Source organism: Lacicoccus kunmingensis DSM 17847, assembly GCF_059568765.1.
In genome coordinates, this window is record NZ_JCANUC010000024.1 from 1 (window position 1) to 14,291 (window position 14,291).

Annotated in this window: 14 protein-coding genes; 1 reads left to right on the forward strand and 13 read right to left on the reverse strand. The window is 41.9% G+C overall.

Annotated features, from left to right (window positions below; all coding sequences use genetic code 11):
• Nucleotides 1-1,073, forward strand: a 1,073-nt coding sequence (locus BO48_RS14880) for an IS256 family transposase (protein WP_496368622.1), incomplete at its 5' end; no start/stop codon positions are given.
• 91 nt (nucleotides 1,074-1,164) lie between these two features.
• On the opposite strand, the gene BO48_RS14885 is transcribed toward BO48_RS14880, so the two are convergent.
• From BO48_RS14885 to BO48_RS14945, 13 genes are all read right to left on the reverse strand, one after another.
• Entirely contained in the window at nucleotides 1,165-1,632 is a 468-nt protein-coding gene (locus BO48_RS14885) for a hypothetical protein (RefSeq protein WP_496368624.1), read from the reverse strand.
• 17 nt (nucleotides 1,633-1,649) lie between these two features.
• The gene (locus BO48_RS14890) at nucleotides 1,650-2,843 is read right to left on the reverse strand and encodes a CynX/NimT family MFS transporter (protein ID WP_496368626.1); all 1,194 of its coding nucleotides are present in this window, start codon (nucleotides 2,841-2,843) and stop codon (nucleotides 1,650-1,652) included.
• A 154-nt stretch (nucleotides 2,844-2,997) separates the two neighbouring features.
• Nucleotides 2,998-3,429 (reverse strand): pyridoxamine 5'-phosphate oxidase family protein, encoded by a 432-nt coding sequence (locus BO48_RS14895; RefSeq protein ID WP_496368628.1) that lies wholly within the window; start codon nucleotides 3,427-3,429, stop codon nucleotides 2,998-3,000.
• A 70-nt stretch (nucleotides 3,430-3,499) separates the two neighbouring features.
• Nucleotides 3,500-4,024: a hypothetical protein gene (locus BO48_RS14900; protein ID WP_496368630.1), complete on the reverse strand. Its 525-nt coding sequence runs from the start codon at nucleotides 4,022-4,024 to the stop codon at nucleotides 3,500-3,502.
• 33 nt (nucleotides 4,025-4,057) lie between these two features.
• Nucleotides 4,058-4,678, reverse strand: coding sequence for a YdcF family protein (locus tag BO48_RS14905; RefSeq protein WP_496368632.1), 621 nt, complete (start codon nucleotides 4,676-4,678; stop codon nucleotides 4,058-4,060).
• On the reverse strand, nucleotides 4,675-5,907 hold the full coding sequence (locus BO48_RS14910) for a GNAT family N-acetyltransferase (RefSeq protein ID WP_496368634.1): 1,233 nt from the start codon (nucleotides 5,905-5,907) through the stop codon (nucleotides 4,675-4,677). The genes BO48_RS14905 and BO48_RS14910 overlap by 4 nt, the downstream gene beginning before the upstream one ends.
• 33 nt (nucleotides 5,908-5,940) lie before the next feature.
• Nucleotides 5,941-7,095 (reverse strand): DegT/DnrJ/EryC1/StrS family aminotransferase, encoded by a 1,155-nt coding sequence (locus tag BO48_RS14915; RefSeq protein WP_496368636.1) that lies wholly within the window; start codon nucleotides 7,093-7,095, stop codon nucleotides 5,941-5,943.
• Nucleotides 7,096-7,131: 36 nt separating this feature from the next.
• On the reverse strand, nucleotides 7,132-7,734 hold the full coding sequence (locus BO48_RS14920; RefSeq protein ID WP_496368638.1) for a sugar transferase: 603 nt from the start codon (nucleotides 7,732-7,734) through the stop codon (nucleotides 7,132-7,134).
• A gap of 2 nt (nucleotides 7,735-7,736) precedes the next feature.
• Nucleotides 7,737-9,011 (reverse strand): nucleotide sugar dehydrogenase, encoded by a 1,275-nt coding sequence (locus BO48_RS14925; RefSeq protein ID WP_496368640.1) that lies wholly within the window; start codon nucleotides 9,009-9,011, stop codon nucleotides 7,737-7,739.
• A complete protein-coding gene (locus BO48_RS14930; protein ID WP_496368642.1) occupies nucleotides 9,004-10,359 on the reverse strand; it encodes a phenylacetate--CoA ligase family protein in 1,356 nt (451 codons plus the stop codon). The genes BO48_RS14925 and BO48_RS14930 overlap by 8 nt, the downstream gene beginning before the upstream one ends.
• The gene (locus tag BO48_RS14935) at nucleotides 10,325-11,500 is read right to left on the reverse strand and encodes a glycosyltransferase family 4 protein (protein ID WP_496368644.1); all 1,176 of its coding nucleotides are present in this window, start codon (nucleotides 11,498-11,500) and stop codon (nucleotides 10,325-10,327) included. Before BO48_RS14935 ends, BO48_RS14930 begins: the two co-directional genes overlap by 35 nt.
• Before the next feature lie 111 nt (nucleotides 11,501-11,611).
• A complete protein-coding gene (locus BO48_RS14940) occupies nucleotides 11,612-13,459 on the reverse strand; it encodes a polysaccharide biosynthesis protein (RefSeq protein ID WP_496368646.1) in 1,848 nt (615 codons plus the stop codon).
• A gap of 122 nt (nucleotides 13,460-13,581) precedes the next feature.
• A complete protein-coding gene (locus BO48_RS14945) occupies nucleotides 13,582-14,289 on the reverse strand; it encodes a CpsD/CapB family tyrosine-protein kinase (protein WP_496368648.1) in 708 nt (235 codons plus the stop codon).
• Nucleotides 14,290-14,291 lie beyond the last annotated feature (2 nt).

Here is a 14,291-nt window from a genome sequence, read left to right on the forward strand (position 1 = left end):
ATGCGTATATGGAAGCCGAGCGGGATGAATTTGTACAGGCCAAGAATCGTGAACGCAGTGAAGATCGTCAGGATATGCGCAATGGTTATTATCAAAGAGACTATAAGCTGCCGGTCGGCCGAATCACTTTGAAAGTGCCGCGCACGCGTTCCGGCGAGTTTTCGACGGAACTGTTTGAACGCTATCAACGCATGGACCAGTCATTGGTCCTGACTTTGATGGAGTCTGTCATCAGCGGTGTTTCGACCCGTAAAGTGACGAAAATCGTGGAAACTTTATGTGGGGAATCAGTGTCCAAATCATTTGTTTCCAGCGTGATGGACCGACTGGATCCGGAAATCGAGGCATTTCAGAATCGTGCCTTACACGCGCAGGATTACGAGTTTCTGTACGTCGATGCCATGTACATCAAAGTCCGTGAAAACCATCGTATCGTGTCAAAGGCGGTGTATATTGCCCAGGCTGTGACCACTGAACATTATCGTGAAATCGTCGGCTTCATGATTTCCGGTGAAGAATCTTTTGAATCCTGGCAAACGTTTTTTCAAGATTTACGTTATCGTGGCATGAATGATCCTAAAATGGTCATATCAGACGCCCATGAGGGCTTAAAGAAAGCGGTGAAGTTTGAATTTAAGGATGCATCATGGCAGCGCTGTACGTTCCACTTTCTTCAAAACATCGTCAAAACCCTGCCGAAAAAAGGCAGTGAGGAAGCACGCAGACTGTTAAAAAGGATATTCAGAGCGGAGTCAATGATGATGGCAGAACAATACAGGGATGAGTTTTTTGAGTATGTCGAGGGGGATTCAAAGTATGAAGACGCTGTCAAGAAGTTGGATGCCGGCTTTCATGATGCCACCCAGTTTTTGACTGAGGCCAAAAAATACCACATCTCTTTAAGAACTTCAAACAGCTTGGAAAGAGTCAATAAAGAGGTCCGCCGGCGCGAAAAAGTCATCAATATTTTCCCGAATCTGGCGGCCGCTGTCCGACTCATTGGTTCAGTACTGATTGATATTGACGAAGCATTTCAATCACCGAGACGAAAATTATTCCAAGCCAACGACTAGAGACCGAAGTGAAAAATTCCCCTCCCCAGCCATGGCTGGGGAGGGAACGCCTCACATATTAGGTAACTGCATACATGTACTATAATCCTTATTACACATAATTATGGACTTGACTGAAAGGAACGATTAAATAAACGAGATAAAGCGGGAGCATCGCTTTCGAAAAGTCAGTGAAGACCTGTTTCCACTCCTCCGCGTTCTTTGTAACCATCCCCTGGAACAATACCGTAACCAAGTACCCGAATAAAAATAATATTGATAGTAGGATAAAACTCGGGATGACGGCGAATACAATCTCCAATCCTGCAAATCCTGAATCACTGTATCCACCTGACAAATGCATAATGCCGAAGGCTGCAAATACGGCAGCCATCACACCCACAGAGATTAAGGCTGCTTTTATGCTGTGTGGCCGACCAATTGATTTCCATGGTGATGTAATCGCATCTCTGATAAACGCCCCGACTTCATCCTGGTCCCCTTCCACCAGGTTATATTCACATGACTCACAATGTGTCTCGTCTTCAGACACTTCCGCATTACAATTCGGACACTTCATGAAATCCTCTCCCTTTTTTAAACTTCACCTTCAAGCTCATCTTCTATATAGAACTTTCTCGTTGCCACCATGCCGGCCCCGAAGAAAAGTCCCACAACAATCAAGTATGAAAATTGAGCCGGTGTCCATGTGCCTGTCACATCATACAGATAACCCATCAAAAATGGTCCGATGGCCGCTAGCAGATAACCGATGGACTGGCCGAATCCGGACAATGAAATACTCCCTCTGTCGGTTCTTGCCTTCAGTGAAAACAGCAGCATGCACGTACTGAACGCGGCCCCTGTACCGAATCCGATGAAAATCATGCTGATGATAAGCAGTCCGAATGCTTCTGCAAATAAAAACCCATATCCCGTCGCAAGCAGTCCGGTGATAAATATGACGATCACTCTCTGGCTTTCCACCTTGCTCGCCAATATCGGGAATAAAAACGTCATCGGCAGTTGGGCAAACTGGCAGAACATGAAGAAATACCCTGCAGTTTCAGGAGAGTAGCCCTTATCCATTAATATAGAAGGCAGCCATGCAACATTTGTATAGAACGTCGTCGACTGGAGTGCGAACATGATGGCGATGGCCCAGGCCATTTTGGACTGACTGATTTTACGCTTAGGCTCTGCACTCACATTGTCAGCTTCGGTTCTAACTCTTTTCCCTGCACCTCTTAACTGCGGGATCCATAAAATCATTGCTGCGATGGCAATGACTATCCAAATAGTGAGCGATAGTTTATATCCCCATCCGCTCAACTCAGACAGCGGTACACTCACCCCGCTGCCAATACCAGCAGTCAAATTCATCGTTGAACTGTAGATAGAGGTGACGAACCCGATCTGGAGCGGAAATTTCCATTTGGCATACGTCGGCAAAGTGACATTTCCGACGCTGATTGCGACACCAAGCAGAATCGTACCCAACACAAACCATTCCAACGTACCGAAAGTTCTTATGTATAGTGATACAATTAAAAGAAGGATGGCGTAAAATATCGTGACCGGCATCGAAAATTTTGCGACTGCCTTTGATACAAATGGTGACACCGCTGCAAATATCAGAAGCGGAATCGTCGTCAGCAGTCCGGCAACTGTGTTGGAAATCAGCAGATCATCGCGGATTTCATTGATGACCGGACCGACTGCTGTGAGCGGTGCACGAAGCATCGCGGCCACTGCAATGATGCCGATGATCAATATTATATTGTCTTTCATTTTCTGAGATCGTTGAATATCCTGCATATGGGCACCACTTCCAATTTTAAAAAGTAATTTATATTAATTCAAAGCTATAACTTATTTGAAGATTTTGCAATCTTTTCAGAACACAAAAAAGACAGTATCCCCTCATGAACACCATCTTCTTTGCCTATTCACTTAAATCAATCACTTCCGGCTTATCAATCTCATCATTCGCATTCATCAACTTAATTTGTTTCGGCTTAAATTTCAAGACAATAAGCACTGCTTCATCTTCCAGATCAAAGCGCTGATGATCCTCACGCTTCCACAGCCAGTCAATCGTATTCTGATCCATGACGATTTCAGTTTCTGCCAGAATCTCCAAATAGCTGGATTCCGTCTCTGCATCGTATCCGAGAATGATGTAAGAAAGATTGTTCTTTTCCAGTTCTTCCACTTTCACTGTTTCAGCTCTCGTTTTTGTATAGAGATTTTCACCATCGTTATAGAGCAGCATATAACGGCTGTGGGGAACATTCCCGTAAGCAGTGGATACAATACCTCTTTCCGGCGTCTTAAATATTTTCTCGACTTCATCCCATATCTCTTCTTTATCCATGTTTACCACCTCATATATAAATTCCTTCAATATAATACCGATAAACATGTTTTATAATGAACTTTATACATCAAGCACCCCTGATTCTTATATTTTTCATGATATTCGTATAAAAATCTCTGAAGCAATCGATATGTTCAGGATTGACGTTGTGAAGTACATGGGTGCGGCTGACTCCGGCCTGATTTCTTATCTTCACATACAATATCCCCGATTCATATTTCTGATTCTTTATATTCTCGACTGTTTCAAGGTCAAGTTGCTCAATGATTTTAAACGGAAAATGGTTGATTCTCCAGTCAGGTGTCGTATCATTTATCTTTTTTAAATTCGAAGTGCTGACTGCAATAATTTCACTATCGAGTAAATAATAAATGCCGATACGAGTGAAATTGAACAAACAAGTCCCCAGACAATAAACCTCTTTCAGCAGATAGTTTTCTAATTCTGCATATCCTCTCATAAATTCATTAGCACCAATGATAAAATCTTTCTCAATATCTTTGAATTCAAATTTATAATCAAGTACTTTCTCTATATTTGCAGGCAATTCGATTTTGTTCAGGTGAACATTCATTACTTGATAAGAAATCATGATATCACCAACTTCTTTCTATCTTTATCTCTTCTAATCTGGAAAATTCATCAGTTTATATAACCCCATTCTGTATCCCCAAAGTTTATAATATTCTCTGAACCAGAGTATTGCCGCCCGGGATCTTTCATGCCACACTTCACCGTCTTCCCCTAAAGCGGCGATGTAAGTCAGATCATATTCACCATCATTGAGACGTTCGAAAATCATCCTTGATCGTTTGAGATGATAATCACTGGTCACAACCAGAGCACTTTCAAAACCGTAGTCCTCCATCATATCCAATGTAATCGTCGCGTTGGTGTACGTGCTGGTTGCGTTATATTCCTCAATCAAAGACTCATCCCTGATGCCGAGCTCCAGAGCAAAGGCTTTGCTCTGAGGTGGATAACTTTCAAATATTGGCGACACGATGACATAATCTGCATATCCCGCGTGATATAAGTCTGCCGCCTTTTGCATCCTCCCGGCGTCCCCGCCTGCCAACATGATGATGACGTCCGCACTCACAGGCACATCTGTTCTGGAATGATTAAAGCTTTCAATGAACGAGACCACTGCCAGTATTGTAATGATTGTTAAGCATATGACTATTATTCTGATTTTTACAGCGCCTTTTCCCCCTCGAATGAATTTAGAAAAGTGCCTCTTCATCTGTATGCCGGAAAAAAGCTTCTGTCATGGTCAATGCCCCGGGCATCACATAGCTGTTGGTAGACTGCTTTATTCCATATCTTTTTACCGATATGAAACTCAAACTCAGTATGCTTGCTGAAACGCTTTTTAAAATGAAGGACCGGATCATCTTCTGCATTCGACACACCGCCCCCGTAATGAATCAATGAATAGCCGTTCTCAACGCCCCACTTCATTGAAGCGTACTTCAGCAGGTATGCCGGAGAGTATTCAAGGAAATCAGGATTCGTACCATTCAGATGGTCGTGAATGACGTTCCCGGAAAGAAAATAAAGTCCCATGGCGATGATCTTGTCTTCAAACTTCACACAGATGGTAAGAATGTTATTTTGAAATTTATCATTCAATGCATAGAAATATTCTTTATTGAAATAATAGAAATGGCCTGCATTATGTCTCTCCATCGTCTGATTATATATATCTATAAAATCTTCTACATTTTCGAACCCTCTGTCTATATGGAATGAAAAACGGTCATCTCTCAGCCGTTTTCGGACTTTCGTTCTTGCTGTCCTCGAAAATTCTTTTTGGAATGTATCTTCGAATTTCTTAAAATCCGTGCCGACCGTCTGTCTCATGTAGGTGACATCATAAATAACTTTCATCCCCTGATGATTTTGATAGACAGGATGAAACCGGATGAACTCTGAAACGATGTTATTGTTGTTGCAGTATATGCTGAAACATTCATTGAATTCTTCGATGAGTTTTTCCCTATTAGTGTAATCATGAATGATCGGACCGCCGTATCCGTACGGGGAGATTAAATCATAATACTTCTCGCCTTCAATCGTCGTTTGAATTTCCCGTTTGATCGCACTGTGGGTAATATGTCCATTTTTGCTTTTGATTTCAAAATACTTGGCTTCCCCGTTCTCAATCAGTTCATTTACTTTTGCGTACTCTTTCGTGAAGTAAATATCATGCTTCAGTTTATCCTTCTCATCCTTCGAAGAATCGACCACTCTCAAATACGTCACTGGATCAGAGTTTTTTTCTACATATGGATTCTTAACTGCGAGTGAACCTTCTACAGGCATTTCTGCTCTTTGTATCTTTCTTTTGAATTTCATCACTTTGATCCGCGTACCCTGCATCGCTTTATATTGACTATTTTCCAGTAATTTAGGTTGATGAGATTTGTCCCTAAGTTTCCCCTTTTCAGCACCCCAACTTTTTTGCGTCATAGTTGACACCTCTCCCTAATGATCTAGCCTGAATCAGGCTGTAAATCGTCTTGCAGGCAAAAGTTCCCTGAATAATAAAATGACTCTGTCCACATCTTCCTCTGACATATTTGTATCTGAAGGCAGGCACACACCATATTCAAATAGATATTTCGAGTTATCTCCCGCTTCTTCAAAGTAAGCATTTCTTTTGAACATCGGTTGAAGATGCATTGGTTTCCAGACCGGACGTGCTTCAATTTTATGTTTTGCTAAACGTGTGATAACATCTCTCGGTCGGATAATCGATTTTCTCGGATCTATTGTCAGTGTCGTCAGCCAGCGCGTGTGGAACCCATCTTTGATTTCAGGCATAAAATCCACAGCACTGATATCATTTAACCCTTCAACATATCTATCGAATATTTTACGTTTTTGTTTTATACGCTCATCAAGCACTTCCATCTGTCCGCGTCCAATACCTGCACTGATATTGCTCAGTCGATAATTATATCCTACGCATTCATGCTCATAATGGGCCGTATTTTCTTTCGACTGCGTTGCTTTTTTCAATACTCTTTTAACCAGTATTTCATCGTCTGAAATCACCATGCCGCCCCCTGAAGTCGTGATGATCTTGTTGCCGTTAAAAGAATAAATCCCAATCTTTCCGAAAGTGCCGCTCGCCTGACCCTGGTACGTTGCACCAAGAGACTCAGCAGCATCTTCAATGACAGGTACACTATACCTGTCACATATCGCTACAATCTGATCCATCTTTGCAGACTGACCATAAAGATTAACAACAATGACCGCTTTTGGCAGCCTGTTTGTCATCCTGTGAAATTTCAAAGCTTTTTCCAATGCGGCCGGAGACATATTCCAGCTGTCCATCTCTGAATCTATGAATACCGGTGTCGCTCCCATATAAAGAATCGGATTTGCACTGGCCACGAATGTTAAGGATGAACAAAAAACCAGATCCCCTTCTCCGACACCAAGTACATCCAATGCCAGATGAATTGCACCTGTACCACTCGATACGGCACATGCCGCATTTGCGCCCGTAAACTTCTTTATCTGCTTTTCGAATTCATCGACATTCTCTCCCAGAGGTGCAATCCAGTTTTTTATGAATGCTTCATTTATATACTCTAATTCACTGCCACCCATATTCGGAGACGATAAATATATCCTGCCCTGTCCCATCATTATTAGCCCCCTTATCCCTTGTAACAAATGTCATCACGCAGCCGACTGATCATTTCCCTGAAAAGCACTGGCTGTACTTTCTCCTTCTTCATTAATCCCCTCACGTCTTACAACCTTCTTAATCGTCATAAAAATAATTTTCATATCCATTAAAAACGTTCTGTTTTCTGCATACCAGACATCCATTGCAAACTTCTCTTCCCATGTAATGCTGTTTCTCCCGTTGACCTGTGCCCAACCGGTGATTCCGGGCTTGACCGTATGTCTCTTTTTCTGTGTGTCATTATAGAGCACCAGATAATCCATAAGCAGCGGCCTTGGACCGACAAGACTTATATCTCCTTTGATGACATTGATCAGCTGCGGCAGTTCATCGAGGCTGAGTGAACGCATGCGTGTGCCGAAACTTGTAAGTCTTTCTGAATCAGGCAGCAATTTACCCTCATCATCTTTTTCATCGGTCATAGTACGGAATTTATACAGCATGAATGGCTCACCATGTAAACCAGGTCTTTTTTGTGTAAATAAAACCGGTCTGCCCATTTTCCATACTATGATGAATGCCAGGCTGACCATGAGCGGTAATGTAACAACTAAAACTGTAATTGAAACAATTAGATCGTATATTCTCTTCATAATTACAGCCTCCAGATGGATTGATAGCCTGTCAGACAACTATCATCCAATATGCCTTTTATATCCACCGCAATGCCATTATCATTCAACAGTTTCATGTAGTCTCCGAGGTTCTCTATATATTCTTCATGACTGACAGCAAACACCAGTATATTGGTTTCACCAAGATACTCTTTATCTACCAGATCAATATTATATAAAGATTTGGCTTCCGCTTTATCTGCCAGTGCATCGTGGACGACGATATTAAAACCGAATGCTTCAAGTTCTTCGACCAGTTCTATGACTTTTGTATTTCTTAAATCAGGTGTATTTTCTTTAAAAGTCAGTCCCAGAATATTGATCGTTGCCCCGCGTACCGCAAGTCCTTTTTCTATCATCGCTTTAATAATGGACAACGAAATGTGCTTTGACATATTGTCATTGATCCTTCTGCCCGCCAGCACCATCTCCGGATGATAACCGAGTGACTGTGCTTTATGGGTGAGATAATATGGATCGACACCGATGCAGTGACCGCCGACCAGGCCGGGATAGAATTTTAAAAAGTTCCATTTTGTCCCCGCTGCCTGCAGTACTTCTTTCGTATCGACGCCGACCATTTCAAATATGACCGCAAGTTCATTCATTAAAGCGATATTGACATCACGCTGGATATTTTCTATCAGCTTTGCAGATTCCGCCACCTTTATACTCGATGCTTCATAAACCCCCGCTTTTACAACTGATGAATAAACTTCAGCCACAATCTCTCTCACTTCATCAGTCTGACCGCTGACGACTTTGATGATGTTTTCAAATGTGTTCACTTCATCTCCGGGATTTATGCGTTCCGGTGAGTATCCGATATGAAAATCCACTCCGCCTTTCAACCCCGAATGCGCTTCCAAAATAGGCAGGCATTCATCTTCAGTGGCTCCGGGGAAAACCGTTGATTCATAAACGACAATCATTCCTTTCTGTAAAATGCTGCCGACCGTTTCACTGGCTTTATGAAGTGGTCTTAAATCAGGCTGTTTATGAATATTTATCGGAGTCGGCACTGACACGATGATGAAATCCGCTTCTTTCAAATCTTCTTTGTTTGTAGTAAAGACGACATCAGTGCTATTTAAATCGTTTCTGTCCACCTCTCTTGTTCTGTCATATCCACTTTTCAATTCTTCAATTCTTGATTCATTGATATCAAATCCAACCACTCTGTCCAATTTTCCGAATGCAACGGCGACCGGCAGACCGACATAACCTAAACCGACAACGCCCACTTTTCTATCCAACGGCATCACCCACTTCGTTTATGATGAATCTTGATTTCCCGCTTTTTTCTTTAGGAATATTATCTGTATAGTTGAAAGTGATTTGAATATTTTCCCCGAGCATCCGATGCATTCTCTTTCTAATCAGATGTTCATCCATATCTGTATAACCACTGTCTTTTACGATATTCACTGTAAATTCATTCATGACCTTCTGGACGAACTGGGCCTGAACAATATTTTCTTCATGGCCATCCATCAGGAACATCACAATATTCGTCATCACTTTATGGCCGTCCATATGATATAGATAATCCGCTTCTTTACCGATGATTTTTAAAATATTAAAGTCTCTTTCAAATGAATTGAAATATTCTTTATCAGATTCTATTTCAAAAAGATCCCCTATTTTATATCGTACAATCGGTGTCGCATAATTGATGAAACTCGTCATTACCCCTTCATACATCCCGTCGGAAACTTTATAGAACTCTACAAGTCCGGTCTCATCACCGATTTTATAACCGCCATCCGGCATACCGTATATGAACGGCGCCCCCTCGGCACTTGAATACTGATCGATGACGACTGTATCAAATGCCTGTTCCAAATCTTTTTTTATATATGGAAACAAAGTTTCTGCGGTCGGGAATATTGCTTTAACGTCCCAGTCAATTTTAATATTATTTTTGAGAATATACTGTGCCACCATATGCATCGAATAAGGCATGCCGTCCAAAGATACAGGTTTGAAACGCCTCAGACTCTCATATATTTTTTCGACATTATCAGGTCTCATGCACCCTGTGGAATATAACATTTGACGCATCGGATAATTGTACCGCCACATTTTATCTTTATGATTGACGGAGGTGAGCTCCTGTCCGGTAAATGAAGCACGCTTCGAGAAAGGAACGACACCGTTAATATATTTGATATAATCCAAGTAGGCCATTCGCTCTTCCCGGTCGTGTTCCGAGTCATAGACAATGAGGTTCTCACCGGTGGTCCCGCTCGTCCTGGATATCCGTATGATACCTTCCTTCCACGAGCGTTCCTCCAGTTCATTTCTTAGTTCTTCTTTCACGGTGAACGGCAGTTTGAAGAAACTTTCCATTATATTATTTTCATCAACTTCTATGTCTTTATAAAATTCGACATTACTTTTTAAATGTTTCATAAGATGCAACAGTTTCTGTTCTTTGTCAAAATCTCCTTTAACATACCTTTTAAGTGCACTCCGATAAATCTTCCTGTACCTTTCCCTTTTCAGCTTATATCCATATGCACTGGTCATCGCATGCTGAATGAACACCGGCGAATTATAATAAATGTCATGTGCTTTGAATGTTTTGATCTTTTTCAGCATTTTCATCCCCCTGTTTCCTGATGCTGTCATAAAAATTCAATAACTTCTGATGCATAAGATTTCTATCAAAATTCTCAGCAATAAACGCCCTTGAAACGCTTGCCATCTCTTTTCTCTTTCTATCATTTGTCATCAGCTCGCCTATCGCTTTGATGAGTCCATCCGCTGATTTACTTTCAGTAATCAAACCTGTCATTCCATGTTCGACCGTGTCACTCGCCCCTGTAGAATCAAACGTCACTACGGGCACCCCCATGCTCTGGGCCTCTATACTGACATTTGAAAATCCTTCGCGGTAGGTCGGCAGGATAAATAAATCCATCAGGCTGTAATAATAATCCATTCCGTCCGTATACGGTACGTAGATGATATTCGGATGCTGGTGAATGAGATTCTCATTTTCCTGTTTTAGAGGATTACTGCTTTCAAAATCGCCGATCAGCAGCAATTTTAAATCAGAATTCACCTCATACAACTTTTTAAACGATTCTATGAGGAGATCGATGCCTTTATCCTTAGTCAAACGGCCCGCATAGCCTAAAATGAAATCCTCGTCATGAATGTCCAGTTTCTCCTGTAATTCATTTAAACGATTCTCATCAATGTTTGACGGGTTGAATCTGTTTAAATCAATACCGCTGCTGCTCCCCTTACCGATCCTTACAATTTTGCTTTTCCTTGTTAAGTTCATCCGAATCACTTCATGTTCCATACTGTCTGAAATGACCATGACATGTGTACTGAAAGCGCAGGCCATTTTTTCCGTTGACAAAAGTATCAATTTTTTAAAACCCGTCGCTGTCTCAAGCCGCAGTCCCCTGATCATATAAATGCGCGTCCCGATCCGACTGATAAATCCTGCAATCATTCCGAGTAATCCGGCTTTAGGTGTGCTGAAATGTATGAGTTCCGGCTTTTCTTGTCTTAAGTACTTACTCAGTTGAAATAATGTTTTTATATCTTTGAAAGGACTGATTTCCCTTTCAAACGGGATATGCGCCACCTCAAGCCCCTCGTAAGGTGAATCAAAATCCTTATTACAGACGACCTTGACGTCATAACCGTTTTTCCTGATGAACTCCACCTGATCTTTGATGAATACTACAGTCAAATACGATGTAACCCCCTGAACTATTTTCATTTGGCCCCCAGCCCCTTTGTCTAGTCCTTCCTTTTACGCCATCCAGCAGAAAAATTAAATAATTTACAGCCATTGATTGCCGTCAGCAATGTCCCCAAGATACCGATAGTTTTAGCTTGCACGGACTTGATCCAGCCTCTTTTCTATCTCTTTTTCCTGGCTGACAAAATTGATGAGAATTTCTTTCAACTCCTGTTCGTTAATGCTTAAGAAAAGGTTGATTTTCTCTTCTATTACTGACAGTGATGATTCTGATACGATGCCTCTGTAAATTTTTTCATAAACCTGTTCCGGGTGTAATTCACTTTTATTCAGCAATTCTTCATAAAGCTTCTCTCCCGGCCGGATGCCGACAAAATCGATGCCGATTTCATCTTCGTTAAATCCACTCAGCCGTATCATGTTTTTAGCCAGGTCGACGATTTTCACCTGTTCACCCATATCCAGAACGAATATTTCACCGCCCTCGGCAATTGCACCGGCCTGTATCACCAACCTGGATGCTTCCGGAATCGTCATGAAGTATCTGGTCATTCTCGGGTCGGTCACTGTAACGGGTCCGCCATACTTTATCTGTTTTTTAAACTTTGGTACGACAGAACCGTTACTGCCGAGCACATTTCCAAATCTTACTGCAACGAGAGTCGTATCTTCATTATTTTTATCTAGTGCCTGCACAATCATTTCAGCAACACGTTTCGTCGCTCCCATAACATTTGGTGGATTGACGGCTTTGTCAGTTGAAATCATTACAAATTTTTTCGTTTTATAATGACAGGCCGCTTCTGCGGTATTTTTTGTTCCGACGACATTATTACGTACCGCTTCGACCGGGTTATATTCCATCATCGGAACGTGTTTATGTGCTGCGGCATGATAGACAATATCCGGATTGTATTTATCGAACACTTCAAACATGCGTTTACGGTTTTGAATATCTGCAATGATGGGAATATATTTGATTTCATCCTGTTTGTTCTCAAGCACTTCTTCGAGGATTGTATATATACTGTTCTCACCATGACCCAGAAGCAATATCTTCCGCGGCCTGAATTTTGCAATCTGCCTGACAATTTCAGAGCCTATACTCCCCCCTGCGCCTGTCACTAAAATCGTCTTGTCCTTCACCTGATCTTCTATCCCGGCAACATCAAGTTCCACCGGTTCCCGTCCAAGCAGGTCTTCCACTTCCACCCGTTTCAGCATACTCACTTCAAGCCGTCCTGAAAGTACATCCTCGATGCTTGGCATCGTCATCACTTCCACACCGTCGATGTTCGCAATTTCATGAATCTTTCCGAGTTCTGTTTTACTCAATGACGGTATGGCAACCACGACCTTTTGAATTGCATATTTATGGACCAGCTGCTCAATGTCGTCTCTTGTCCCTTCGACTTTCACTCCTCCGGCAACCTCCATATTTTTAAGTGCGGGATTGTCATCCACGATGACGACCGGATGCATCCCCATTTTTTTATTGGTAAGCATCTGCCTGAGGAGGAGCGTTCCTCCTTTACCTGCGCCAAAAACCAAAGTGCGTTTCATGCCTTTTCCATTTGTGCGTTTCCCTTTTAACTGGTAGTGGATCAATTTCCATGACAATCTTGAACCACCGATCAGTATGAGATGCATCATCCATGTAATTAATATCAATCTGAAAAATGTCATATCATACAGTAAATATATGAGTATCGGTGCAGTGATCATCGTTGCCGTCACTGATTGCGTTACAGCAACCAATTCTCTGACACTCGCGTGCACCCATGCTCTGTGATACAGATTGAAAATATACGCGAATATGTGATGACAGATCAGGATGATGAACGCTGTCATACCGAGCACTTGCAATGAATACTCCGAAAAGTATGGTACAAGAATGTAGTAACCGATAAATAAAGATAGCGTTACGATAATCGAATCGACGAATACGAAGAGAAAGTATCTTTTTTTAGCCCCCATATTACCCTCTACTTTCATAATTCTATTTTTCTATCTTTTCTTCTCCTTCCTTCAAATAATATTTTCTTTAAATCCTAAATCACCCATAATTCCCCTGTTTCATTTCTATCTATTTATAGTAATCAAGCGTCTGCTGATGCCTGATAGAAATAACGATAATCTTCTTTCTTAGACTTCTTTTTTCGATGATTCAACACGATACCAATGATGTTCGCTTTGGATTTCCCCAAAAGTTCAATCGCTTCATTTAACCGGTCTCTGTTGTTTTTCTCCACATTTGTAACGAGAACGACGCCATCCGCATTCTTACTTAAAAGTTGTGCATCCGTCACCGAAAGTATCGGCGGAGAATCAATGATGACCATGTCATACTGGGTTTTCAGATGAATCATGATTGCATCAAATTTTGCTGCAGATAACAGTTCTGCCGGATTCGGCGGCACTGGGCCTGAGGTCAGTAAGTCCAAGTGATCGAAATTTGTTTTACTGATGACCTGACTGACCGGTATTTCGTTGACTATTGCAGTGGAAAGCCCGACTCTGTTTGAAACTTCAAATGTATGATGACCGGTCGGCCGTCTCAGATCGGCATCGAGCAGTAATGTCTTTTTGCCGGCCTGCGCATATGCCACAGCCATATTGGCAGCGACAGTGGACTTCCCTGCCACTGGCGTATCCGAAGTGAATAGGACTGCAGTGATTTCCTTCTGGACGCCGGCATACATTATGTTCGTCCGTATACTCCGGAATTGTTCACTCACGACCGAAGACGGATTCGTACCGACAACTAAACTTCTTTTTAAAGTATCTCTTTTAGTTCGTCTTGCCATGT